This window comes from Arthrobacter sp. Z1-9 (assembly GCF_054792695.1).
Genome location: NZ_CP096456.1, coordinates 4,252,965 through 4,276,537 on the forward strand (window position 1 = coordinate 4,252,965; position 23,573 = coordinate 4,276,537).

Annotated in this window: 22 protein-coding genes; 9 read left to right on the forward strand and 13 right to left on the reverse strand. The window is 64.8% G+C overall.

Annotation, left to right across the window (positions count from 1 at the left end; all coding sequences use genetic code 11):
• Positions 1-10 precede the first annotated feature (10 nt).
• On the forward strand, positions 11-2,317 hold the full coding sequence (locus M1D93_RS19650) for a heavy metal translocating P-type ATPase (protein WP_461173111.1): 2,307 nt from the start codon (positions 11-13) through the stop codon (positions 2,315-2,317).
• 24 nt (positions 2,318-2,341) lie between these two features.
• Here the strand turns inward: M1D93_RS19650 and M1D93_RS19655 are convergent, their stop codons facing one another.
• Positions 2,342-2,614, reverse strand: a complete 273-nt coding sequence (locus tag M1D93_RS19655; RefSeq protein ID WP_461173112.1) for a DUF2277 domain-containing protein — start codon at positions 2,612-2,614, stop codon at positions 2,342-2,344.
• Between the two features lie 53 nt (positions 2,615-2,667).
• Complete coding sequence (locus M1D93_RS19660; protein WP_461173113.1) at positions 2,668-3,714, reverse strand: EamA family transporter; 1,047 nt, start codon at positions 3,712-3,714, stop codon at positions 2,668-2,670.
• A gap of 71 nt (positions 3,715-3,785) precedes the next feature.
• Between M1D93_RS19660 and M1D93_RS19665 the strand changes: the two genes are divergently transcribed.
• The gene (locus M1D93_RS19665; RefSeq protein WP_461173114.1) at positions 3,786-4,331 is read left to right on the forward strand and encodes a CGNR zinc finger domain-containing protein; all 546 of its coding nucleotides are present in this window, start codon (positions 3,786-3,788) and stop codon (positions 4,329-4,331) included.
• A gap of 4 nt (positions 4,332-4,335) precedes the next feature.
• On the opposite strand, the gene M1D93_RS19670 is transcribed toward M1D93_RS19665, so the two are convergent.
• The 3 genes from M1D93_RS19670 to M1D93_RS19680 all read right to left on the reverse strand — a co-directional run bounded on the left by M1D93_RS19670 (position 4,336) and on the right by M1D93_RS19680 (position 6,765).
• Positions 4,336-4,692 (reverse strand): hypothetical protein, encoded by a 357-nt coding sequence (locus M1D93_RS19670; protein WP_461173115.1) that lies wholly within the window; start codon positions 4,690-4,692, stop codon positions 4,336-4,338.
• A gap of 104 nt (positions 4,693-4,796) precedes the next feature.
• Positions 4,797-5,387 carry a hypothetical protein gene (locus tag M1D93_RS19675; protein WP_461173116.1) on the reverse strand — a complete coding sequence of 197 codons (591 nt, stop codon included), beginning with the start codon at positions 5,385-5,387 and terminating at the stop codon, positions 4,797-4,799.
• A gap of 25 nt (positions 5,388-5,412) precedes the next feature.
• Positions 5,413-6,765 carry an MATE family efflux transporter gene (locus M1D93_RS19680; protein WP_461173117.1) on the reverse strand — a complete coding sequence of 451 codons (1,353 nt, stop codon included), beginning with the start codon at positions 6,763-6,765 and terminating at the stop codon, positions 5,413-5,415.
• 108 nt (positions 6,766-6,873) lie between these two features.
• Between M1D93_RS19680 and M1D93_RS19685 the strand changes: the two genes are divergently transcribed.
• The 3 genes from M1D93_RS19685 (at position 6,874) to M1D93_RS19695 (ending at position 13,194) form a co-directional block, all read left to right on the forward strand.
• Positions 6,874-7,308: a DoxX family protein gene (locus M1D93_RS19685; protein WP_461173118.1), complete on the forward strand. Its 435-nt coding sequence runs from the start codon at positions 6,874-6,876 to the stop codon at positions 7,306-7,308.
• A 386-nt stretch (positions 7,309-7,694) separates the two neighbouring features.
• On the forward strand, positions 7,695-12,095 hold the full coding sequence (locus M1D93_RS19690) for a rhamnogalacturonan lyase family protein (protein WP_461173119.1): 4,401 nt from the start codon (positions 7,695-7,697) through the stop codon (positions 12,093-12,095).
• A 127-nt stretch (positions 12,096-12,222) separates the two neighbouring features.
• Positions 12,223-13,194 carry an acyl-CoA thioesterase gene (locus tag M1D93_RS19695; RefSeq protein WP_461173120.1) on the forward strand — a complete coding sequence of 324 codons (972 nt, stop codon included), beginning with the start codon at positions 12,223-12,225 and terminating at the stop codon, positions 13,192-13,194.
• Between the two features lie 57 nt (positions 13,195-13,251).
• Here the strand turns inward: M1D93_RS19695 and dnaB are convergent, their stop codons facing one another.
• Complete coding sequence (gene dnaB / locus M1D93_RS19700) at positions 13,252-14,634, reverse strand: replicative DNA helicase (protein WP_163165060.1); 1,383 nt, start codon at positions 14,632-14,634, stop codon at positions 13,252-13,254.
• 667 nt (positions 14,635-15,301) lie between these two features.
• Between dnaB and M1D93_RS19705 the strand changes: the two genes are divergently transcribed.
• Both M1D93_RS19705 and M1D93_RS19710 read left to right on the forward strand, forming a co-directional pair.
• Positions 15,302-15,580: a hypothetical protein gene (locus M1D93_RS19705; protein ID WP_461173121.1), complete on the forward strand. Its 279-nt coding sequence runs from the start codon at positions 15,302-15,304 to the stop codon at positions 15,578-15,580.
• A gap of 3 nt (positions 15,581-15,583) precedes the next feature.
• Positions 15,584-16,156, forward strand: a complete 573-nt coding sequence (locus tag M1D93_RS19710; RefSeq protein WP_461173122.1) for a hypothetical protein — start codon at positions 15,584-15,586, stop codon at positions 16,154-16,156.
• A gap of 53 nt (positions 16,157-16,209) precedes the next feature.
• Here M1D93_RS19710 and M1D93_RS19715 read toward each other — a convergent pair whose 3' ends face one another.
• The 7 genes from M1D93_RS19715 to rpsF all read right to left on the reverse strand — a co-directional run bounded on the left by M1D93_RS19715 (position 16,210) and on the right by rpsF (position 20,146).
• Positions 16,210-16,515 (reverse strand): TFIIB-type zinc ribbon-containing protein, encoded by a 306-nt coding sequence (locus M1D93_RS19715; protein WP_461173123.1) that lies wholly within the window; start codon positions 16,513-16,515, stop codon positions 16,210-16,212.
• 78 nt (positions 16,516-16,593) lie between these two features.
• Positions 16,594-17,220, reverse strand: coding sequence for an FMN reductase (locus M1D93_RS19720; protein WP_461175075.1), 627 nt, complete (start codon positions 17,218-17,220; stop codon positions 16,594-16,596).
• Between the two features lie 93 nt (positions 17,221-17,313).
• Positions 17,314-18,165 carry a PhzF family phenazine biosynthesis protein gene (locus tag M1D93_RS19725; RefSeq protein WP_461173124.1) on the reverse strand — a complete coding sequence of 284 codons (852 nt, stop codon included), beginning with the start codon at positions 18,163-18,165 and terminating at the stop codon, positions 17,314-17,316.
• A gap of 187 nt (positions 18,166-18,352) precedes the next feature.
• Positions 18,353-18,805 (reverse strand): 50S ribosomal protein L9, encoded by a 453-nt coding sequence (rplI, locus tag M1D93_RS19730; protein ID WP_461173125.1) that lies wholly within the window; start codon positions 18,803-18,805, stop codon positions 18,353-18,355.
• A 17-nt stretch (positions 18,806-18,822) separates the two neighbouring features.
• Entirely contained in the window at positions 18,823-19,062 is a 240-nt protein-coding gene (gene rpsR, locus M1D93_RS19735; protein ID WP_003800144.1) for a 30S ribosomal protein S18, read from the reverse strand.
• Between the two features lie 126 nt (positions 19,063-19,188).
• A complete protein-coding gene (locus tag M1D93_RS19740) occupies positions 19,189-19,767 on the reverse strand; it encodes a single-stranded DNA-binding protein (protein ID WP_461173126.1) in 579 nt (192 codons plus the stop codon).
• 73 nt (positions 19,768-19,840) lie between these two features.
• Entirely contained in the window at positions 19,841-20,146 is a 306-nt protein-coding gene (gene rpsF, locus M1D93_RS19745) for a 30S ribosomal protein S6 (protein ID WP_015939036.1), read from the reverse strand.
• A gap of 273 nt (positions 20,147-20,419) precedes the next feature.
• On the opposite strand from rpsF, the gene M1D93_RS19750 reads away from it, so the two are divergent.
• On the forward strand, positions 20,420-20,560 hold the full coding sequence (locus M1D93_RS19750) for a hypothetical protein (protein WP_461173127.1): 141 nt from the start codon (positions 20,420-20,422) through the stop codon (positions 20,558-20,560).
• Between the two features lie 52 nt (positions 20,561-20,612).
• Positions 20,613-23,324, forward strand: a complete 2,712-nt coding sequence (locus M1D93_RS19755; protein WP_461173128.1) for a helix-turn-helix transcriptional regulator — start codon at positions 20,613-20,615, stop codon at positions 23,322-23,324.
• Positions 23,325-23,573 lie beyond the last annotated feature (249 nt).

Genomic DNA, 23,573 nt, shown 5'->3' on the forward strand with positions numbered 1-23,573 from the left:
CCGGAGCAGCATGAGCAACCAGGAACTTCTCCACCAGCCCGAAACCCGGGTGGTGGAACTCGACATCGAGGGCATGACCTGCGCCTCCTGCGTCAACCGGGTGGAAAAGAAGCTCGGCAAGCTCGAGGGGGTACAGGCGCTGGTCAACCTGCCCCTGGAATCCGCCCACGTCACGGTGCCGGCAGGAATCACCGATGAGCAGCTGGTAGAAACCGTCAACGCGGCCGGATACAAAGCAAAAGTCAGCTCCCCGGCGGTGGAAGCCGAACCCGTCGCCGGCGGTGTCGGCATGACTGACGATGGTGCAACCGGTGCTGCGGCCCAGCTTCGCCCGCGCCTGATCCTCGCCGCCGTCTTTACGGTGCCGGTGTTCCTGATTTCCATGGTCCCCGTGTTCCAGTTCCCGCAGTGGGGCTGGGTGGCGGCCATGCTTGCCCTGCCGGTGGTCACCTGGTCAGCGTGGCCGTTCCACCGGGCAGCAGCCATCAACGCCCGCCACTTCGCCTCAACCATGGACACACTGGTATCGATTGGCGTTGCAGCGGCGTACCTTTTCTCGGCCTGGCAGCTCTTCTCGGATCCCCTGATGACCCAGCACCCGGGCATGGAGGGCATGGAGCAGGGCGGCCTTTACTTTGAGGTCGCGGCCGTGGTCACCACGTTCCTGCTGCTGGGGCGCTACCTGGAGGCCAATGCCAAGCAGAAGGCGGGCGACGCCCTGCACGCCCTCCTCAGCCTCGGCGCAAAGGACGCCACCGTGGTGCGCGACGGCAGGGAGCACCGGGTCCCTGCCGAACGGCTCCAGGTAGGAGATGTCCTGGTGGTCCGGCCCGGCGAGAAGATCGCCACCGACGGCGTGGTCATTGACGGGACATCCGCCGTGGACGCCTCGCTCGTCACCGGCGAATCAGTACCGGTGGAAGTGGGGCCGGACAGCCACGTCACCGGCGCAACCATCAATACCTCCGGCCGCCTGCTGGTCAGGGCCAGCCGGGTGGGTTCGGAGACTACGCTCGCGCAGATGGCGAGGCTTGTGTCCCAGGCACAGACGGGCAAGGCCCCTATCGCCCGCCTCGCGGACCGGATCAGCGCCGTGTTTGTTCCCGTGGTCCTGGCAATCGCCGCCCTCACCTTTGTGCTTTGGCTGCTGCTGGCAGGAACGGAAGACGGAGGGCTGCGTTCGGCTTTTACCGCCGCTGTCGCCGTCCTGGTGATCGCCTGCCCGTGCGCGCTGGGGCTGGCCACTCCCGTCGGCCTGCTCACGGGGACCGGCAGGGGCGCCCAGTTGGGCATCCTGATCAAGGGCCCGCAGGTCCTGGAGGACACGCGCACCGTGGACACCATTCTTCTGGACAAGACCGGCACCGTCACCACCGGAGTTCTGGCAGTTGACTCCACGCGTGCTTTCGATGGGTTCGGGGAGCGCGAAGTGCTGCGGCTGGCCGGCGCCGTGGAAGCGGCGTCCGAGCACCCCATCGCCCGTGCTATTGCTGCAGCGGCACTTGCCCGGGAAGCTGGCACAACCGCTCAAACAGCGTTCGACGGCGTGCGGTTGCCGTCCGTGCAGCACTTCCGTTCCGCTCCGGGCGGCGGTGTCGCTGGAACCGTCGAGGGGCGGCTTGTGACCGTTGGCCGCACCGGCTGGCTGCAGGAAAACGGCATCGCCGTAGCGCCGGAACAACTAAAGGTGCTGGCAGCGGCGGAAGCCGCGGGCTCCACTGCCATTTGGCTCGCAGTGGACGGTGCCACTGCCGGCATCATCAACCTCAGGGACACCATCAAGGACGGCTCTGCGGCCGCCGTCGGACGGATGAAGTCCCTGGGCCTGCGGCCCATCCTGTTGACCGGCGATAACGCCGCCGTAGCTGCGCAGGTGGCCGCCGCCGTCGGCATCGATCCCGCAGATGTTTACGCAGGGGTCCTGCCCGAAGGCAAGGTAGAGGTGGTGCGTGCGCTGCAGGCCGGCGGCGCCACCGTGGCCATGGCCGGTGACGGCGTCAACGATGCCGCAGCGCTTGCGCAGGCTGACCTTGGCATCGCCATGGGCTCCGGCACTGACGTGGCCATCGAGGCGGCCGACCTCACCGTGATGGGCAATGACCTCTCGCAGGTGGTCCAGTCCATCGAACTGTCCCGCAGGACGCTGGCCACCATCAAAACGAACCTGTTCTGGGCGTTCTTCTACAACGCGGCGGGCATTCCGGTGGCGGCACTGGGGCTGCTCAACCCGATGGTGGCCGGTGCCGCGATGGCGGCGAGCTCGGTCCTGGTGGTTGCGAACTCGCTGCGGCTGCGGAGCTTCGGAAAAAAGGCGTAGGGAGCAGGCCCTGAAGCCGAGGCCTCAGGCGGCGCCGTAGCGCACTGCGGCACGCGCCTTGGCCTTGGCGGCCTCCGTCTCCCGGTCCTTGGGCGGCGCCTGGGACACCAGCGAGTCCAGGAGATGCTGGGTGACGTGGGCAATCTCGTGCACCGCCTCCTCGAAGGCCTCCTGGTTAGCCTTGGAAGGCTTGGTGCTTCCGCTGACTTTGCGCACATATTGCAAAGCTGCGGCGTGCACTTCCTCGGACGTCGCGTGCGGCTCGAAGTTGTAAAGGGTTCGGATATTCCGGCACATACAGCCATGCTAGGCGCTGGGGCGCGTGCGATCGACCCCTCCCCGGCAGGGGTTTACGGGACGGGCTCGACGTCGTTCGCGTGTTCGAGCGGGGACGGCGCCCTGGGTGCTTCGGCCCCACCCGCTCCGGCAGCCGGGAGGGCTGGGCCGCGCAGTTCATCGAGCCGGACCAGGATGACGCCGCCTACGATCAGCGCGCCTCCCAGGAGCTGGATGGCGCCGGGAAGTTCGCCCAGCAGCAGCCACGCCCACACCACGGCAAAGAGGACCTCGGTCAGCGACACGAAGGACGCCACCTTCGAGCCCAGGGACCGGGCGGCCATAATGCCGGACACGTAGGCCAGGACCGTCGCCAGAACCACCAGCCCGGCCAGCGAAACCCACCAGGGGGTGATCCACGGGCCGAGTTTGGTGTCGGCCGCGCTGAAGGACATGGGCAGCAGGCCGGTAGCCGCCGCCAGCCACATGACGGCAGCCCCCACCAGGAGTCCGCCGGAGGCCAGGACGATGGGCGGAAGCGAGTCGTTCTCCCTGGCTGTGATGAAGAAATAGATGGCAAGGCACACTGCCGCGGCCATGCCCCAGAGGACCCCCACGAGGTCGATCTTGACCGCGCCCGTGAGGTCCAGGACCAGGACCAGGCCGGCGAGGGAAAGCAAGGTTCCGCCGAAGGTCAGCATCCGTGGCCGTTTCCGGCTGGCGGCCCACAGCCAGAGCACGATAATCACCGGAGCCAAGTACTCAAGCAGGAGTGCAACACCCACGGAAAGCCTGGCCACAGCGTTGAAGTAGAACAGCTGGCAGGCCGCGACGCCGATCAGGCCGAAGAGCAGGATGGTGACCCAGTTGTCCCGGAGCTGGTGCCAGCGGCCGCGCAGGGCCGGAACCGCAGGAACGGCCAGGATCAGGGCAGCACCGGTGAGCCGGGCAGTGACAGCAGCCCCCGGGGACCATCCTGTTTCCAGCAGGGCCTTGGCAAAGGATCCGGAGAGACCAAAAACAGCAGACGAAAACAGCGCAATGCCGAGGCCGGAGGCAAGGAAGCTGCGTTTGCCTGCGGGCACCCTCAGGCCGGGCGTGCGGTCGCTTGCAGCAGTCATCGTTGCCTTCTGTCAGGAGTAAAGTGGGGTTATGGTCATGACAGTACGCGCCGGCCCTGTAAGGAGTCAAGATGGTTTTTGCCCCTGACACTGAGGTGGCCCTGCGCAGCGTAGTAAATCTGGTCAATTCAGCGGCCAACGGAAGCGAGGGACTGGCATCCACAGCGGACCTGGACCGCTTCCTGGCAGCGGAAGGATTCAGCGGCTCACGCACCCGGGACGACGACGAACTAAGGAGTGTCCGCCGGCTGCGCCAACAGCTCGCCGCGCTGTGGAGCGCAGACGAAGACTCTGCAGTGGAGACGGTTAACCGCCTGCTGCGCGAAGCCAGGGCCCTGCCGCAGCTGGTGAAGCACGACGACTGGGACTGGCACCTCCATGCCACCACCCCCGAGGCCCCGCTGGTGGACAGGATGAGCACGGAAGCCGCCATGGCCCTGGCGGACGTGATCCGCGGCAAGGAGATGGACCGGATGCGCACCTGCGAGTCGGAGGACTGCGACGCTGTGGTGCTGGACCTCAGCAGGAACCGGTCAAAGCGGTACTGCGATACCGGGAACTGCGCCAACCGCGCCCACGTTGCCGCGTACCGGGCACGCCAGGCGGCAACAGGTTAGATGCCTAGCGGGGGCCCGGGTTGCCGAATTCGTCAGGGGAGGCCGGGTCCTGCGGGCCCGGGCCGCCGAAGCCGTGGGATTTCTTCGGAGCTGAGCTGAGGTTTACACCGGACCCCTTGCCCAGGTAATCGGCATTATCCTTGTGGCTCATCGAGAGCATCGCGGCAATCACCAGGGTGACGATAAAGGCGATGCCGGCAGCGGTGAAGGCCAGATCGAAGCGGGGGGCACGGGCACTGCCGCCGGAGGCGAAAATTACGACCGCGACGAAGGCGATCACGGCCCAGAAGGCGGAGAACATCAGCGGGCCCTTCACCGAGGTCCGCATCTTTCGCGGATTTCCTGGTTGCTGGTCTGCCACGGTGATTCCTCCCTGCAGGCGGCGCGCCGGCCGGCCTGGGTTAATGTCTTTCGGTAGTACGCCGGGTCAACTTCTACGAGAAGTAGAACCGGACTACTCCTAGTTTACGGGTTTCCCGCTTCGGTACGGGCATCGTGCCGGACGGTCAGCCCGGCAAGGGCCCAGAGGACCCCGGAGATGATGGCTCCGCCGCCGGCAACACCCAGCAGCGCGTGCGCCCCGAGGCTGATAAAAAAGGGCAGGATAACGGCCGTGCCGAGGCCAATGATTCCGGAGGCGATCCAGTCCCGGGCCAGCACGTGGCGGCCGCGGAACTTCAGCCCGCAAAACAGCTCCAGCGCTCCCGCGACGCCCAGGCCGAGGGCGGCAATGACGCCGAACAGCAGGTCCCCGTGCAGCACCTCCAACGCAAAACCGGCGCCGGCAAGCACGGAGCCTGCTGCGGAAAGCATTTTGCCCGCCCTGCTGTCCCGCTGGAAGCCCGTTGCGGAAATACCCCACATCAGGAGCAGTCCGGTTGCCAGCAGGTAGAGCCCCCCGGACCAGCCCATAACCTCCACGGACGGCGCCGCCCAGAATATGGTCACGGCCCCAAAAACCAGCGCCGCCGCAGAACGGAGCAGCACCGGCTTCCACAGGTCAGCCGTGGCAGCCGTTCCGGAAGCAGTACCTGCGGGTGTTCTCGGTTGGGTCACCGATCCAGTTTAGTGGCGCGCCGGCCTAGGGCGAACCCAGCACCATCCAATGGTCCGACCGGGCGCGGGCGCCGAGTGTGACGGCACGGGCCGCCATGTAGCCCAGGGCAAAGGCTGCCCAAAGCCAGCCCAGGCCCGCCGCGCCCCCTGCCCCTGACAGGGCTACGGCAACCATCAGTGGCGCGTACACGGCCAGGTTAACCACCCCGGCGAGCGCCAGGTACTTGGCGTCACCGGCGCCGATCAGCACCCCGTCCAGCACAAAGACATAACCGGCTATAGGCTGGCCGGCGGCAAGGATCCACAGGGCGACGGCCAGGACTTTATGCACGTCAGGATCGGAGCTGAAGAGGGCCCCCGCCCACGGTGCGGCCACCGCCAGGAGCCCGCCAGTGACCGCACCGAAGCCGAGTCCCCATCGGGTCATGGTCCTGGTCAGGAGCCGCGCCTTGGCAGGATTGGCGGCGCCGAGCTCCTTACCGATCAGAGCCTGCGCGGCGATGGCCAGGGCGTCCAGGGCGAAGGCCAGGAAAGAAAAGATGGTCATGGCAAGTTGATGGGCCGCAAGGTTGACTGGTCCCTGCGCGGTGACCACAACCACCGTCGCCAGGATGGCCGCGCGCAGGCTGAGCGTCCGCAGCATCAGCCAGGACCCAACGCGCGTCATGCTCCGAATCCCACGCCAGCTCGGCAGGAGGCTGACGCCGTTGCGCTGGGCATTCCGCTTCACCATCAACAGGTAGACGGCCGCCATGGCCCATTGCGCCAGGCTGGTACCCACGGCGGAACCGGTGACGGACCACCCCAGTCCGTAGACGAGCCACAGGTTCAGGATGATGTTCAGGGCGAATCCGGCGGTGGCCACAACCAGTGGCGTCCGCGTGTCCTGGAGGCCGCGAAGCAGTCCTGTGCCGGCAAAAATGAGGAGCATGGCCACCAGCCCCGGCATGGACCAGCGGAGGTAGTCAACGGCGAAAGTGCGCACCTCACCGTCCGCTCCCAGCAGGCCGATCAACGGGTCTGCGGCCAGGAAGCCGGCCACGGCGAGGACGGCGCCGAGCAGCAGGGCCAGCCAGACGCCGTCGCGCCCCGCCGCCAGGGCCTTGCCCAGCTGGCCGTCTCCGATGGCGCGCGCCACGGCGGGGGTAGTGGAATAGGCCAGGAAGACCATCAGTCCGACGGCGGTGTGCAGCACGGCCGAGGCCAGCCCCACACCCGCGAGCTGCGCGACGCCCAGGTGGCCGACGATGGCCGAATCAGCCAGCAGGAACAGAGGTTCGGCGACGAGCGCCCCGAAAGCCGGCACAGCCAGCCGGAGGATTTCGCGGGCATGTCCCTTCGGTCGCGCGGCCGCCGTCGGAGCAGGTAATTGGGGCACCCAGCCAGCTTAATGCTCGTTCCGGGTGTGACCACGAGGGCATGACAAGGGCCACATTGTGACGCGGTTGGTTGACACTTCAAGTATTAGCAGGAAGACTTAAGTCCCATGAACCAGTCACGACTTACCACGACCGCCATTACCGCTCTCCGGATTGTCCTCGGCTTCCTCTTTGCAGCCCACGGCTGGCAGAAGTTTAACGAATGGACCATCGCAGGCACCCAGGCGTCATTTGCGAAAATGGGAGTCCCGGCAGCGGAAATTGCTGCGCCGGCCATCGCCGTGCTGGAACTGGCCGGCGGAATCGCCCTGATCCTTGGCATTCTCACCCGCGTGGTTGCAGCACTCCTGGCCCTGGACATGCTGGGCGCCCTGTTCCTGGTCCACGCCTCTGCCGGCGTTTTCGCCGCGAACGGCGGCTACGAACTGGTCCTGCTCCTCGCGGCAGCAGCCTTCGCCCTGGCCCTCACCGGTGCCGGCCGCCTCTCCGTGGACCGCGCCGTCTTTGGCCGAAGCAACTCAAAACTGGCCGTCCTGGCCTAACCGATTACGTCCGGCTACGGCCGGGAAGCGCGCGACGGCGGATGGGCACCTGGTGCCGATCCGCCGTCGCGCGTTAACTGGCCAGGTCACAAGGAGGCCGGCCGTTGGCGCGTGACCGCAGCGCAGCCTGCGGGGAACAAACCGGAACATCCGGGACCAGAAACTCACGGGAAAGTTGGGAAAACGCTTGCCAGGAGCCGGGCCCGACTGATAAACCAATGAGTGCTGCAGTGAGAGCTGCATCACTCCATCCCAGGTCTCAGTCCCGCGGCCGGCCACCCCGGCCAACTCCCTTAGCTCCAATTGCGCTGCTACCCGCAGCGCGTTTTTGCTTTGAATCGTTCCAACCTTCCTGGGTACCGCTTTGCCATCGCTCATCGAAGGAGATGTCCGTGAACACACCCCCGCAAATGCCCCCACTCTCCAAGGAAGCTCCGCCACCGCGCCAGCGCAGGCTCCCGGCCGGAGCGAAAGCAGTCACAGCAGCCGTGGCCTCCGCCGCCATCGCTTTCACCGGGCTTCCGGCCGTCCAGGCCGATACCGCCCTGCCCCCGGTGGGAAGCGGCTTCAAATTCGACTTTGGCCCCGGCACCACCGCAGACGGCTACACAGCCGTAGCCGCCGGCACCCAGTATTCGGCGGGCACCAAGTTCGGTTTCACGGATACCTCCGTCACCTCCGGCGTTGACCGCGGCACCGGCGATCCGTTGCGGTCCGACTTTGTCCAGGCCCAGGGGAGCTCGTTCCTGGTGGACCTGCCCAACGGGGACTACACCGTTAAGCTCATCGCCGGCGACGCGGCGGAAGCCACCAACATCGCCATCACAGCCGAGAAGATGGCCAAGGTCCAGGCAACGGACAAGCCCGCCGGCCAGTATCTGGAGATGGAATTTCCCATCTCCCTGGTGGACGGACAGCTTAACCTCGACTTCACCGGTACGGCGGCCAGGATCAACTCCCTGGTCATCGCGGCCCGTGCTCCGCGCACTGCCACTACCGACCCCGGCGTCTATCTCGCGGGCGACTCAACCGTGCAGACCTACGACCCGGGTTTCGCCCCCCAAGCGGGCTGGGGCCAGATGATCGACCGGTACTTCGATGACAGCGTCTCCTTCAAGAATCACGCCATCGGCGGCCGGAGCTCCAAGAACTTCATCAGCCAGGGACGGCTGGACGAGATCCTGCGCGTCATCAATCCAGGCGACTACCTGATGGTCCAGTTCGGCCACAACGACGCCACCGTGGGCGTCGACGACCGCTACGCCTCCCCGGCCGACTACAAGGAATACCTGCGGACGTACGTCAACGGCGCCCGCCAGCGTGGCGCCACCCCCGTCCTGGTCACCCCCGTGGGACGGCGGGACTACGACGAAGCCACCGGCAAGTTCCGGGTCAGCTTCCCGGAGTACGTGGCCAAGATGCAGGAACTGGCCGCTGAGGAAAACGTGGCCCTGGTGGACCTCTCAGCCTCGAGCCGCGCCTATTACGACGCAATCGGCCCGGAGGACACCAAGTCGGTCTTCCTGCACGTCGACGCCGGCGTCTACCCCAACCGCCCCACTGGCACGGTGGACAACACCCACTTCCAGGAGTACGGCGCCATCCAGATCGCGCGCCTGGTGGCCGGCGGGGTCAAGGAGCTTAGCGTTCCGCTCGCCTCGCGCGTCAAAGAGGTGGCGGCGCCGTCGTCCGTTCCTGCCAAGCCGCAGGGACTGGTGGCCGGAAGCGTCTCCAACGCGGGGGCACTTTTGAAGTGGCAGCCTGTCGAAGGCGCGGACATGTACAAGGTGCACAGCAAGCTGGCCTCCGAGCCGGACAGCGCCTACAAGCTCACCACCACTTCCACTGTCCCCACCGCCAACCTGGGCGGACTGGCCGAAGGCACCGCCTACAGCGTCCGGGTCGCCGCCATGAACGGCAAGGGACTCTCGGCCCCCAGCGACACCCTCAACGTGACCACCAAGCAGGCGAAATACAAGTTCGACTTTGGACCCGTGGGGGCACCGCTTGAAGCCGGCTATACCGAAGTCAACCGGACCATGGCGTACACCCCGCAGCGGGGCTTCGGCTTCAAGGACATCTCGGTCCTCAGCGACCGGGACCGGGGAGCGGTGACCAGCAACCTGCTGCGCGACTTCGTCCTCAGCAGCCCCAGCTTCGAATTCCAGCTCGACGTCCCCAACGGCACCTACGCCCTGAAGACGTACCACAGCGACTGGATCGGTTCCACGCGGACGGACGTCGCCGCCGAGGGCACTCCCTTCGGCCAAGTGTCTTCCAGCCGGGCATCCTCGGCAACCAAGATCATCAACCAGGTTCTGGTCTCCGACGGACAGCTGAACCTGTCCATCAGCGGTTCGGGCCAGCGGCTCAACGGCCTGGAGGTTACCCCGCTGCTGGTGGGACCCACCAACCTGCACACGGCCGCGGTTAACGCCGCCGCAGAACCGCCCACCGTGGACCTCGCCTGGGATGTTGTGGCAGACGCCGCCGCCTACAAGGTGTTCCGCCAGGCATCCTTTGAAGCTGAGCCGCAGCTGATCGCCGAAAACGTGACCACAGCGTCCTTCCAGGACACCACTGCCTTCGCCGGCCTGAAGTACAAGTACTTCGTCACCGCTTTGGACAGCACGGGACTTGAATCGGTGCCTTCCAACACTGTTGAGACCGCCCTGGTGGATCCCGGCACGCCCGTCCCGGCGGCCACCAGCAAGGTGGACGTCAAGGCCGTCGAGAAGACCAGTGTCACGCTCAAGTGGCAGAAAGTCTCCGGCGCTGCCGCGTACCAGGTCTACCGGTCCACCTCACCCGACGGCCCCTTTGACTACGTGGGCCGTGCCACCGAGGTGAACTACACCGACTACACCGTGCTGACCACCATCAAGTACTACTACCGCGTTACCACCGTGAACAAGGGCGGCGAATCCGTGCCCTCCCCCGTGGTGGGAACGGAAAAGGTCACCATAGTGAACCGGCAGATGGAGAAGCTGGACCGCGCCCCCGTGGCCCTGCTGACCGGTGACGGCGTCCGGGTGGGCTGGCGCATGCTGGGCCTGGACCCTGAGCAGATTGGCTTCCATGTAATCCGGGACGGCGTCCAGCTAACGGACGAGCCGATCCGCAGCAGCACCACCTACCTGGATCCCGCTGGAACAGCGTCCTCCAAGTACGTCATCAAGACCGTGGGCAACGGCGGGGACCAGCTCACCGCCGAGTTCACGCCGCTGGCCCAGGACTACCTGTCCATCAAGCTCGACAAGCCTGCCGACGACTACACCAAGGACGGCCAGCCCTACAGCTACTCCGCCGGTGACTCCAGCGTGGCGGACCTGGATGGCGACGGGACCTACGAAGTCATCCAGATGTGGTCACCGTCCAATTCCAAGGACAACTCGCAGGCGGGCTACACCGGCACTGTCTACGTGGACGCCTACAGGATGGACGGCACCAGGCTCTGGCGCATCAACATGGGGCCGAACATCCGTGCCGGCGCCCATTACACGCAGCTCCTCGCGTATGACTTCGACGGTGACGGCAAGGCTGAGGTCGCCATGAAGACGGCCGACGGCACCCGGGATGCGGCGGGCACAGCGATTGGCAACCCCAGCGCCGACCACCGCAACAGCACCGGATACGTGCTGACCGGCGATGAATTCCTGACCGTCTTCCACGGCGCCACCGGCACCGTGATGGATACGGTGAAGTACGATCCTCCCCGCGGTGATGTGGGGGCCTGGGGCGACACCTACGGCAACCGCGTGGACCGGTTCCTTGGTGCCGTAGCGTACCTGGACGGCGAGCACCCCTCGATGATGTTCAGCCGTGGCTACTACACCCGGGCCGTGCTCGCCACGTACGACTTGGTGGGCGGCAAGATCGTGAAGCGCTGGGTCTTCGATTCGGACGCTGCCGGCGGGCAGTACCGCGGCCAGGGCAACCACAACCTGTCCGTTGCGGATGTTGACGCCGACGGCAAGGACGAGTTTGTTTTCGGGTCCATGACCATCGACGACAACGGCAAGCCGTTGTACAACACAGGCCTCGGCCACGGCGACGCCATCCACACGAGCGACCTCGATCCGTCCCGCCCGGGGCTGGAGACGTTCGCCGCCCACGAGGACATGGGTTCCAGCGGCAACAAGGGTGCTACCTTCCGGGATTCACGGACCGGTGAGGTGCTGTGGAGCATCCCGGCCACCAAGGACACCGGACGCGCTGCAGCCGGAGATATCGACCCCCGCCATGCGGGTGCCGAAGGCTGGGCCATCGGCGGCGACGCCGCCTGGAACTCCCCTGTCGGTGAGCTTCGCTCCGCCAAGGGCCAGCTGATCGCCAACAAGATTCCTGCGGCCAACTTCATGGCCTGGTGGGACGGCGACCTGCTGCGCGAGATCGTGGACCATGACTGGAACGCCGCCAGTAACACGGGCACCCCAAGCATCGCCAAGTGGAACTGGGAGACGGCATCCAGCGACCGGCTGCTGACAGCAGCCGGCGCCAAGACCAACAACAGCACCAAGGGCAACCCTGCCATCCAGGCGGATCTCCTGGGTGACTGGCGGGAGGAACTGGCGTGGCCTTCGGCCGACAGCACCGAGCTGCGGATCTACACCACCTCCGCAGCCACGGATGTCCGGCTCCGTACCCTGATGCATGATCCGGTATACCGCCTTTCGGTGGCGCGCGAGAACATCGCCTACAACCAGCCGCCGCACCCCGGCTTCTTCATCGGAGAAGGCATGGAGCTTCCTGCCCAGCCGGACATTGTGTACCCCTCCGCCGGCTGACTTGCCCCGATCGCACTGAGGTGATCAGCTCTGCCCCGTCCGCCTTTCCGCGGGCGGGGCATTGCTGTTGGCTCCAATGTTGCATCCCCAACCGATGGGTAACCAGTGGCGTCAGTAAGATCGCACCATGACTGATGCCGTTACCCCCAACTCCGTGACCCTCCGCTTCCTGGCCGCCCCCATGGACGTGGGCCACAGCGGCTCAGTGGACGCCGGGACAGTCCTGGAGTGGGTGGACAAGGCTGCCTACGCTGCCGCCGTGGGCTGGGCCAAGTCCTACTGCGTGACGGCCTATGTGGGGAACATCCACTTCGCCGACCCCGTGAACAGCGGCGACATGGTGGAGGTGGAAGCAACCATCGTGTACACCGGGCGTTCGTCGATGCATATCCGGACCGTAGTGTCCTCGGGTGATCCCAAAGGCGGCCCGGCCACCATGCGCAGCCAGTGCATGGTGATCTTCGTTGCCGTGGGTGAGGATGGAAAGCCCATCCCCGTCAAGCAGTTCGAGCCCGTCACAGCTGAAGAGATCGAGCAGCGGGACCATGCCCTTGCCCGTATCAGGATCCGCGAGCAGATCGTCGAAGCCATGAACCGCCAGGAATATACCGATGCAGGTACGGCCGAGCGGGTGACGCTGAGGTTTATGGCTGCTCCTACGGACGTGAACTGGGGCGGAAAAGTCCACGGCGGCATCGTGATGAAGTGGATTGACGAAGCCGCCTACGTCTGCGCCTCCCGCTACTGCGGGATGGACACTGTGGCCGTGTTCTCCGGAGGAGTCCGGTTCTACCGCCCCCTGCTGATCGGCCACGTGGTTGAGGTTGAAGCGCGCCTTGTCTACACGGGGACCAAGGGCATGCATATCGCCGTCCACGTCCGCTCGGGCGATCCCAAGGGCGGCGAACTGAACCTCACCACCTATTGCCTCACCGTGATGGTGGCGCGCGACGCCGAGGGCAACTCCGTGCCCGTCCCGGCGTGGGTGCCTGTCAGCGAAGAGGATAAAAGGCTCCACGCCCATGCCCGCGAACTGCTGGAAATCAGGGGAACGGCGCCGGGAAACCGGCTGCCGAACCACCTGCTGGCGCAGGGCTGAGGACCAGCGGGCAAAAGTCCGATGGATTGGCCCGGGCCCGCAGGGAAGGGCCGGGCCCTAGAAGCCTCCGCCGCCGGCGTCGGCCGCCATGTTCGCGAAGCGGGAGTAGTGGCCCTGGAAGGCCACCACAATGTCCTTGGTGGGGCCGTTACGGTGCTTGGCCACAAGGATGTCGGCTTCACCCGCGCGCGGTGATTCTTTGTCGTAGACGTCCTCGCGGTGGAGCAGGATCACCATGTCCGCGTCCTGCTCAATGGAGCCGGATTCGCGAAGGTCCGAGACCATGGGCCGCTTGTCTTGGCGCTGCTCCGACCCACGGTTGAGCTGGGACAGGGCAATAACCGGGACCTGGAGTTCCTTCGCCAGCAGCTTCAGGGCACGGGAGAACTCCGAGACTTCCTGCTGGCGCGACTCCACCTTTTTGCCGGAGCTCATCAGCTGCAGGTAGTCGAGGATGACGAGTTTAAGGTCATGCTGCTGCTTCAGCCGCCGGCACTTGGCGCGGATTTCCATCAGGGACATGTTGGGGCTGTCATCGATGAACAGCGGAGCATCATTCATCCGGCCCATGGTGGTGGCGATTTTGGACCACTGCTCGTCCTTGATGGTTCCCTTGCGGAGATCCTGCAGGCCGATGGTGGCTTCGGCTGAGAGCAGGCGCATGGCGATCTCGTTGCGGCCCATTTCGAGGGAAAACATAACAGTAGCCAGGTTGTTCTTGATGGCGGCGGAGCGGGCAAAGTCCAGGGCGAAGGTGGACTTACCAACTGCGGGCCTCGCTGCGATAACAATCATCTGGCCGGGGTGGAGCCCGTGTGTGAGCTCATCAAGTTCGTAGAAGCCGGTTGGTACACCGGTCATGCCCTCGCCGCGGTGACCCGACGCCTCAATTTCGTCCACCGTGGACTCCATCACGTCCTTGAGCACCACGTAATCCTCGGCGGTGCGCCGCTCTGCCACGGCATAGACCTCGGCCTGGGCCTGGTTCACCAGGTCCTCCACCTCGCCGTCCGAGCCGTAGCCCAGCTGCACGATCTTGGTGCCGGCATTCACCAGGCGGCGAAGGACGGCACGTTCAGCAACGATCTCGGCGTAATACCCTGCGTTGGCCGCGGTGGGAACGGTCTGGATCAGCTCATGCAGGTACGCGGGGCCGCCGATCCGGTTGATCTCGGCGCGCTTGGTGAGCTCATCGGAGACTGTGACGGCGTCCGCGGGCTCACCGCGGCCGTAAAGGTCGATGATGGCTTCATAAATGGTTTCATGGGCAGGCCGGTAGAAGTCCTGGCCGCGGAGGATCTCCACGACATCGGCGATGGCGTCCTTGGACAACATCATTCCGCCGAGGACAGACTGTTCTGCGGGGATGTCCTGCGGAGGCTTCCGGCTCACGTCCGATCCGCGGGTGGCCTCGATCGGGTCCAAATGCGCTACTGACAAAGCTGCCGTCCTCCACTGTGTACCGGGGACCGCGGTGCCCGGTGGCTAACCATCCTGCTAAAGGCGTTGCGCCGCACAAGCTGCGCCTCGCCACCTGTCCAGGTTTACCGGCGGGGTCTGACAATCCTGCGCAGCCCGCAGGTGCGCGGGCCTTCGCCGGAGTTATCCCCACTATCCACAGGTTTTCCACATTTGGCCGCAGCTGCAGGATGCAGCGGTCCGCCCTGTACCGTTCTCCCCCCTTCCGAAAGCCTTCCGGGGCACCGAAGAACAGGTACCCCGCTACGCTAGCCGCCAGGCGTTCAGCCTCAAAGCCAGCATGCTAAGGCACCTGTGGATAACCTGTGCAGTACCGGGCATAGCTTGTGCACAGCCTGTGGGGAAAGCTGTGGAAAATAAAAAACTTTGCTTGGGCTAAGGCGTCTGACCTGCGGAAACGCGGCCTTCGGCATGTGGAGTAAATATTTCTTTTGGGGAATTTCATCCACAGCCTGCATGGCGGGCCGGGGCAGGGAGGAGTGCCGAAAGGGACCCCGGAGGGTACGGCGAGCGCCTTTGTGGCAGTGATCATATTCCATGCTGCCGATTTGACCCGGCCCCTTGTCGGCCTCTATGCACGGTGCCGAATATTGCTGTGGATAACCCGGATCTGGCATAAGCTCTATGCATGGGCGAACTACTGCTGATGCTCTTGCCTGCAATTGTTTTGGTGGTGCTCATTTGGGGTCTTTTCACGGCCCTGAGCCCCCGGGATTCGGGAATGTCCGACGCCGAAAAGTACCAGCGCGACCTGGCGGAGCGTTCGGCGCAGCACTACGCCGCCCAGGTCCAGGCTGCCACCGCTGCCCGCGCCCGACTGGAACGGAATACGAAGCCCAGCCAGAACACCGCCCAGGCACAGCAATCAGACCTGGCTGCTGCCAGGAAGCACATAGAACGGCTTTAGACAATGGAATCGCTTGTGGCCCCTGTCCTTATCCTCCTGGCAGTCATTGCCGGAGTAACGCTGGCTGCCCGCGCCATCAGCAGGCGGAAGGCCGCCCGCAACGCCGAACCGGCGGAACCTGCCGTGACCCCCGCTGAGCTGGCGCGCACAGCAGCCGCCAAGCTCTCCGAGGAGGAACACCGAAGGCTTTATGCCTTGATCGCACAGGGCCAGGCAATGGCGGCCATCAAGCTGTACTACGAGGTGACCGGAGAGGGCCTGCGGGCGTCCCGTGACGCCGTCGGGGCACTTGCGGCGCACCCCCAGCCCTACCGGGGCACGGAGGCGCCCCCTGCCGCCGTTGAGGACGACGAGGACGAAGAGCCGGAGCGCTTCCCCTACCGCTACCGGGCAATTGCCAGCAAGGGCGACGTGACCCGGGAAGTCAGCAGCAACATGCTCAATGACGAGATCTACGGCAGGATCCGCACGCTGGCGCGCAGCGGCGACACTGAAGCTGCGGCCACCGCCCTCACCCGGCACTCGGACATCACCCTGAAGCAGGCGAGGGAATTCATCGAGCTACTGGACGACTGACCGGCAGGGTGCCGGCAGCCTTCCAAGCCGGGCAGGCACCGGCAGGGACTTGCCTAGAAGTCGAACATCTCCCCCAGCCAGCCTTCCTTCTTTTTATGCCGCCGCCGGTCACCGTCCCGGTCATAGTCCTGCTTGCCATACCGGCGGTCGTCGTAGCCGCGCTGCTCCCGGCGCGGTTCAAAGTTGGGATACAGGGGCGGGGGTGCTACCGCGGGAGCGGGCGTTGATGGACGTGCCGGGGCAGGGGCGGGCATGGAATCCGCCGCCCGGTCCAGGATCTTGTCCAGCTCCCCGCGGTCGAGCCACACCCCCCGGCATTGCGGGCAGTAGTCAATCTCCACCCCGCTGCGCTCGGTCATCAACAGTTCCACTGAATCCACAGGACATTTCATGCCCACACAACGTCCGGTGCCGCCCGAAAGTTCGGTGCGGCCGGCTTAGCGGGCTCCGGAGATGCCTGCCAGCAGCTGTTCAAAGGGCAGGGATTCCATCGGGGCCGGCTTCCGCCCGGGCTGAGGTCCTTCAAGCAGGCGCGTAAATTCGCCGGCGGCCCGGTTGATGCGCTCGGCAAGGCTGGAGCCGCCGTCGTCCGCGGTGCCCCAGTCCTGGGGGCCGGCGAAGACGCCAGTGGCTGCAATCCGCGCGCGAAGGTAGCTGAACAACGGCCGCAGGGCGTAGTCCAGGACCATCTGGTGGCGGTCGGTGCCGCCGGTGGCACCCAGCAGGACAGCTTTGCCGTCCAGTGACTTGGGGTCCAGGACGTCGATGAACGACTTGAAGAGCCCGCTGTAGGAGGCACTGAAGACCGGCGTCACAGCGATGATCCCGTCTGAGGCTTCCACGCCCGCAATCACCTCGGCGAGGCGGGGGGCCGCGTAACCGGTCACAAAGTTGTTGGCGATATCCACAGCAAGGTCACGGAGCTCCACGACGTCAATCTGCACACTGAAGCCTCCCAGACGCAGTTGCCGCTCAGCGGAGGCGGCCAGCTGGTCCGCCAGCAGGCGGCTCGATGACGGTACACCGAGTCCGGCAGAAAGGACTGTGATGCGGCGGGTCTCCATGGCATTCTCCTGTTGCTCGTTCATTCCATCATACATGCGTATGCATCTATCTTCTGAACGGTGGGTGCTCTTCAGGTATTCCCGCTGCCCGTTTTACAGCAACACTGATCCCCGAATGCACGTGGTTGAATGTCCGCCCACCCAAATGTCGGCGTCTTCGGCCTTGATGTGAAGGCGCCCGGCCCGCCCGAGAACGGTTCCCTGCGCGGCCACGTATTCGGCCGGGGCCCGGTTGCTGCCCATCAGCCACTGCGCCACTCCGGCGTTAAAACTGCCGGTAACGGGGTCCTCCGTGATGGCATCACCGGGGAGGAAAGTCCGCACCTCAAAGTCGGAATCGGCTCCGGGTTTGTGGGCACCGACGATTCCCACCTTCAACCCACCCATCGCCGCGAATTCCGGCTGGACGGCCAGCACCTGCTCCGCAGATTCGAACAGCACGCCGATCCATTCCGGACCGTTAACCAGCCACGACGCATCAAGGATCCCGGATTCGGGAAGCCTCAGGGCGGCTGCCAGCTGCCGCCGAAGGGCGTCCTCCACCGGGCCGAAGCGGGTGAGCGGCGGGGCTGCGAAGGCCAGCCGGCCGGCGTCGTGCTTCACCCGGACCAAACCGGCACCGCATTCCTGCACCACAAAGCCGTCTGACTTTGGCACGCCCCCGGACTCCAGCCAGGTGTGGGCCGAACCAAGCGTCGGATGCCCGGCGAACGGAAACTCCTCGGTGCCCGTGAATATCCGCACGCGGTAGTCGGCACGGGGATCTGTCGGTGGCAGCAGGAACGCCGTTTCGGAGAGGTTGGTCCAGTTGGCGAACTGCTGCATCTGTTCCGAAGACAGTCCCTCCGCGTCAACAACGACGGCGAGGGGGTTGCCGCGGTACGGCTCACGGGAGAAGACATCAACCTGGTGGAATGGACGGCTGCGCGGGGATGGTGAGGTCACCGGTGCAGATTATCACCGGGTGCCGGCCGGCGGACGGCCGGAAAGCGATGCCGCTGCCGTGGGCTTTCACCACGTGATGGCCGAGCTTTCCAGCCCCTAGTGCCGTCTTACGCCGCAGACAAAAGACCCCGCCGCCGGAATCCGGCGACGGGGTCTTTGTGCAGTTCAGGACCAGGAGCCTTATGGGCTACTTGCCTGCCACTACGTCGAGTTCGATCACAGCAGCAACGTCGTCGTGCAGACGGACGTTGGCCTGGTAGGAACCAACCGACTTGATGTGTGCCGGCAGTTCAACCTTGCGCTTGTCGATGCGGCCAAGGCCAGCGGCCTCAACAGCGTCAGCGACGTCTGCCTGCTTGACGGTTCCGAACAGGCGTCCGGTCTCGCCAGCCTTGACAACGAGCTTGACCGGCTTTGCGGAAAGTGCAGCAGCCTGCTTCTGAGCGTCTTCCAGGGAAGCGTGCTCGCGGGCGGCGCGGGCAGTCTTGATGGACTCAACCTGCTTCTCGCCACCCTTGGACCAGGTCAGGGCGAAGTTGCGGGGGAGCAGGTAGTTACGTGCGTAACCGTCCTTGACCTCTACAACATCGCCAGCAGCACCGAGACCGGTTACTTCGTGGGTCAGAATGAGCTTTGCCATGTTAGTTAATCCCTTCCTTAGCCGCGGCCAGCGCCGGAGTAAGGCAGCAGGGCAACTTCGCGGGCGTTCTTGATTGCCTGTGCGATCTTGCGCTGTTCCTGCACCGTGACGCCAGTGACGCGACGGGCGCGGATCTTTCCGCGGTCGGAGATGAACTTGCGCAGCAATGCTACGTCCTTGTAGTCGATGACAGTGATGTCAGCGGCCTTCAAGGGGTTGGACTTTGGTTTGGGCTTACGGAGTTCAGCCTTAGCCATCGTGGAGCTCCTATTCTAGGGAGCCCGTGGATATTGATCCACGGGATGGTGGTGGTCCGACGGCGGCAATCACCTTCGTGCCTTCCGGCACTTCCGGTGGTCCCGGCGTCGGGCCTTAATGGGTTTTTAGAAGGGAGGTTCGGAGTCGGGGCCGTTGCCCCAGCCGCCTGCATTGGAGACACCGGGCGTCGCCCAAGGATCGTCCTGTGCAGCCTGCTGGTTGCCGCCGCCCCAGCCGCCACCGGAGTTGCCGCCCTGGTTCCCACCAGGCGCGCCGCCGCCGAAGCCACCGCCGCTGTTGCCGCCACCGAAACCACCCTGGCCACCCTGACCGCCGGAGCGCTGGGTGCGGTTGACTTTGGCATTGGCGTAGCGCAGGCTCGGGCCGATTTCATCGACCTCAAGCTCAATAACGGTGCGCTTCTCGCCTTCTTTGGTTTCGTAGGAACGGCTCTTCAGGCGCCCGGTAACAATCACGCGCATGCCCTTGGTAAGGGACTCGGCGACGTTCTCGGCCGCTTCACGCCAGACAGCGGCGCGGAGGAACAGGGTTTCCCCGTCCTTCCACTCGTTGGACTGGCGATCAAAGGTGCGGGGGGTGGAAGCGATGGTGAAGTTCGCTACTGCCGAACCGGACGGTGTGAACCGCAATTCCGGGTCATTGGTGAGGTTACCGATGACCGTAATGGTGGTCTCGCCTGCCATCTACTGCCTCCTTGTTCGATCCTGGGTGAAGAGTGCGTTTCCTGCGGGGTAAAGAATGAAAATTGGGCTGAAATTACTCAGCAACAACCTTCTGCTCTTCGGGGCGGGTGATCTTGGTGCGCATGATGGTCTCGTTAAGAGACAGCTGGCGGTCAAGTTCCTTGGCGGTTTCCGGCTTGGCGGTGAAGTTCACCACGGCGTAGATACCTTCGGACTTCTTCTTGATGTCGTAAGCCAGCCGGCGACGGCCCCAGATGTCAACCTTTTCGATGGTTCCACCATCGTTGGTGATGACGTTCAGGAACTTCTGAAGCGACGGCTCAACGGTACGCTCTTCGACCTCGGGGTCGATGATTACCATCAATTCGTAAGGACGCATATGTGAACCCACCTCCTTTGGGCTAAGCGGTTACGGCATTTCCGTAACAGGAGGTTCATTTGCGATGCGATGCCAGGCCCCGCCGCCGGATCGGAGGCAGGACGCAGCACAGACTTCAATATCTTAGTGCATTTGGACCGGATAGGCGATTTGCGCTTGACTCCAGGTTATCGGCCATGGTTGCCCACCCGGCACGGCGAATGCGGCTATGTGGAAAACCATGGCACTGGCGCCGGCGTTCACCGTCATGAAGGCTCGTCAAAATATGAGTACTTGAACGCTCAAATCTCTCTGGTGCGGATCCTGGATCAGGGTTATATTGGCAGGCAACGGCTGGGTACCGTGCTGAACGCCACAAGCGGACAGGCAGTTCATCCGCTGATGGCGCAGGTGGTTGGCGGCCGGGACGGGTGAACAGAACACTACAAAGGAATACAGGTCTCCTTCTTCGATGGATGGGGACCACATGTCGTTAGTTGGCCGAAGCAGGGAGCTGGACCGGATCCTTTCCGTGATCCGGGGACCCAAGGAGTCCGCACTGGTCGTCGTCGGCCGGCGAGGTGTGGGAAAAACCGCGCTGCTGTCCGAGATCCCCAGGCTTTCCGACTACCGGACGGTCTTCCTGCGGGCAAGCGCATCGGAGTCCGACTGGCCGTTCTCCGGACTCACAGCGCTCCTGAACGGGATCGATGATCCCGTCCTTAACCGCCTTGCGGACGAGTTGCTCGGCAGATTCAACGGCGCTGGGGGTTCCAACGGCGCCATGGACGTTCCCACGCTTTCCACCATGCTCCTCAACGGATTGCACCAGCGCACGTCCTCGCGAACGGTCATTGTTATGGACGACGCTGACCAGCTGGACCCAAGTAGCCAGGCGGTGGTCGGATTCCTGGCGCGCCGCCTTGCCCGGACGGACCTGGCCCTGTTCATCGGCGTGCACGAAGAAGCCCCTGACAGCCCGTTCGCAAGCCTGCCGGCGCTTCACCTGAAGCCACTGAGCTACACCGACACCGTCCGGATGCTCGAGTCGATCCCGGCGCCGCAGACCGCTCCGGCGGCCGTCCATGTGGTTGCCGCGGCGACGCAGGGCAATCCGCTCGCCGCCGTTGAGCTCTACACCTGCCTGCTTGAGCGGCAGACCGAAGGGAAATACGCCCTTCCGGTGCCATTGCCCTGCAGGGGCAGCTTCGAATCCGAGTTCGCTGCGACCGTCGCAGGGCTGACCCAGGATGCGCGCCGCGTCCTGGATCTCCTTTCGTTGTCCTGCCGGAGCGACATCGCGACTTTGGAGAAGGTGTACAGCCAGCTGTGGCCCGGGATCGACGAACTCCTGGCCACCGGCATTGTCAGCAGGACAGGACCGCACCTTCGGATTCAGGACCAGTTGCTCCGCGGTTATGTCTTCGCGGCAATGACTCCGGCATCGCGGACCGCCAACCACCGCGCCATGGCCGAAGCGGCCCATCCCAATGACCCCTATGCCCGGCGGTGGCACCTCAGCTTTACCGCTTTGGAGCGGCAGACGCCGTTCGGCCTCCTCGGGTTCGCCGTTGACCTCATCCGCAGCGGGGAAATCGCCTTCGCCGTCGAATACATTGAACGTGCCCTCACCATCAACCCTTGGGAGCCTGAGACAGCCGCCCGCCTCGCCGCTGTAGCCGAAATGCTGTTCAACAGGGCTGAGTTTGTCTACGCCAAGCGTTACCTGGCCTGGGCGCAACGGGTGACGCGCAACCCTGCCCTGATCCTTCGCCTGACCGGGCTTGCCTTCGAGATCCAGTTCATCCAGGGAGCCGCGGTGCGCTCCAGCGCCGTGCTGCGCCTGGTGAAGGAATTCGGCCGGCACGACCCCCCATTCGCCTCCGGCCTGCTGGCCATGGCGTCCCTGTACTACGCGGAGCGCTGGGAGCTGGAGGATGCGGCCGGCCTGTTGCAGTACATCGAAAAGTTTCGGGATTCCGCGTCCGCAGACTGCCTGGAAATTGCCGGGCGCGCCAAGCTGCTGATCGAGGTTATCGGCGGAAACACCGAACACTTGGCCCGTAAGCACGAGGCCGGCGGAAGCCGCATCGTGGCGGCGCTCCTGGTCCAGGGCCGCTCCCTGAGCTATGCCGGACACCATGAACCTGCCCAGGAGGCGTTCACCATGGTCCGGAACTCTGTTGAGGCGAGCAACATCAACTGGCGGGAAACCGCAGAGATCCTTGCAGTGGACAACGAGATCCGCGCCGGGAATGTCCGGACGGCCATAAAGCTCATCGAAGACCTGGAACTTTCTGAGCCGGAGACCAAATATCATCGCGGGATGCGGCACATCTTCCGGGTGTGGCGGGCGCAGGCTTTGGGTGACGAGGCGCTGGCACGTGTTTATGTTGCGGAGGCGCAGCATTCCTTTGGCGCTGAAAGCCATCCGGCGATGGCGGCCCAACTGGCCGCGTGCCAGGGCCAGTTCGCCCTTATGCGCGGCAACCTTGCGGAGTCGTTCGCGCAGTTGTCCCGGGCTGCTGAGATCGGGCTGGCCTTCCGGAACCCAGCACTGCTGCGATGCGAGGCGGACCTGGTGGAGGTCCTGGTACGGCTGGGACGGCACCGGGAAGCCACCGAGGCGCTTTTCCGCCTGGAGAGCCGGTCCGTGGGAGTACGCTCACCCTGGCTTATGTCCGCCATTGCCCGCAGCCGGGCCATGCTGGCCGACGGCGAACAGTCCCTTCAGCTGTTCAGCCACGCCCTGGAGGGCAGGATCGCTCACGAGTCGATGCTGGAGCGGGCCCGGACGATGCTCTGCTACGCAGAGCGGCTGGGTGCGTTTGGGCGGCTGCGCGAAGCCCGGGACGGGCTGCTGCGTGCGAAAGTGATGTTCGACGAAGCCGGGGCCGATGCCTGGACCCAGCACGTGGATTCCCTGTTGCTGGACGAACGGGTGGAACCCGTCGGCGCCCCTGGCAACCCGGCCATGTTGATGCTCGCTGACCACGAACGGGCATTGGCAAAAATGGTGGCGAGAGGGATGCGGAACAAGGAAATCGCAGCCACGCTCTACGTGTCCGTCCGGACCGTGGAAGTGCGCCTCACGGCGATCTACCGCAAGCTTGGCGTCGAATCACGCGCCCAGCTGACGGCCCTGGCAGCAGGCAAGGAAGCCGCGGCCCGGGAGCCATACGTCCTGCCCGTCCTTTAGTCAGGCACCAGGCGAAGCTTGGCGAAAGCGGGCAATTGCAGGTACCCGCAGTTTCCGCACTGTTCCCTTCCCGTATCCACAGAGGCCCTGCCTTTCTCTGCCATAGCCGCCTTTCCAGGACTAATTTTGCATCAGGGACAGAGTGCAAAGCCGTCACGCCTGGAAGGGGTAATCATGGTAGAGGTATCAGTTGGCGGGTGCCCGTTGTTGGGGGCCGGCACCCGAGCCGGGGACGGCGTCGTCGTGCCT

Coding starts and splice junctions, on each gene's coding strand:
- M1D93_RS19710 (WP_461173122.1), top strand. CDS start 15,584: ATGGAATCGCTTGTGGCCCCTGTCCTTATCCTCCTGGCAGTCATTGCC.
- M1D93_RS19705 (WP_461173121.1), top strand. CDS start 15,302: ATGGGCGAACTACTGCTGATGCTCTTGCCTGCAATTGTTTTGGTGGTG.
- rplI (WP_461173125.1), bottom strand. CDS start 18,805: ATGGCAAAGCTCATTCTGACCCACGAAGTAACCGGTCTCGGTGCTGCT.
- M1D93_RS19695 (WP_461173120.1), top strand. CDS start 12,223: ATGACTGATGCCGTTACCCCCAACTCCGTGACCCTCCGCTTCCTGGCC.
- M1D93_RS19655 (WP_461173112.1), bottom strand. CDS start 2,614: ATGTGCCGGAATATCCGAACCCTTTACAACTTCGAGCCGCACGCGACG.
- M1D93_RS19650 (WP_461173111.1), top strand. CDS start 11: ATGAGCAACCAGGAACTTCTCCACCAGCCCGAAACCCGGGTGGTGGAA.
- rpsR (WP_003800144.1), bottom strand. CDS start 19,062: ATGGCTAAGGCTGAACTCCGTAAGCCCAAACCAAAGTCCAACCCCTTG.
- M1D93_RS19660 (WP_461173113.1), bottom strand. CDS start 3,714: ATGACTGCTGCAAGCGACCGCACGCCCGGCCTGAGGGTGCCCGCAGGC.
- M1D93_RS19715 (WP_461173123.1), bottom strand. CDS start 16,515: ATGACCGAGCGCAGCGGGGTGGAGATTGACTACTGCCCGCAATGCCGG.
- M1D93_RS19720 (WP_461175075.1), bottom strand. CDS start 17,220: ATGGAGACCCGCCGCATCACAGTCCTTTCTGCCGGACTCGGTGTACCG.
- M1D93_RS19665 (WP_461173114.1), top strand. CDS start 3,786: ATGGTTTTTGCCCCTGACACTGAGGTGGCCCTGCGCAGCGTAGTAAAT.
- M1D93_RS19685 (WP_461173118.1), top strand. CDS start 6,874: ATGAACCAGTCACGACTTACCACGACCGCCATTACCGCTCTCCGGATT.
- M1D93_RS19740 (WP_461173126.1), bottom strand. CDS start 19,767: ATGGCAGGCGAGACCACCATTACGGTCATCGGTAACCTCACCAATGAC.
- M1D93_RS19690 (WP_461173119.1), top strand. CDS start 7,695: ATGTCCGTGAACACACCCCCGCAAATGCCCCCACTCTCCAAGGAAGCT.
- M1D93_RS19755 (WP_461173128.1), top strand. CDS start 20,613: ATGTCGTTAGTTGGCCGAAGCAGGGAGCTGGACCGGATCCTTTCCGTG.
- rpsF (WP_015939036.1), bottom strand. CDS start 20,146: ATGCGTCCTTACGAATTGATGGTAATCATCGACCCCGAGGTCGAAGAG.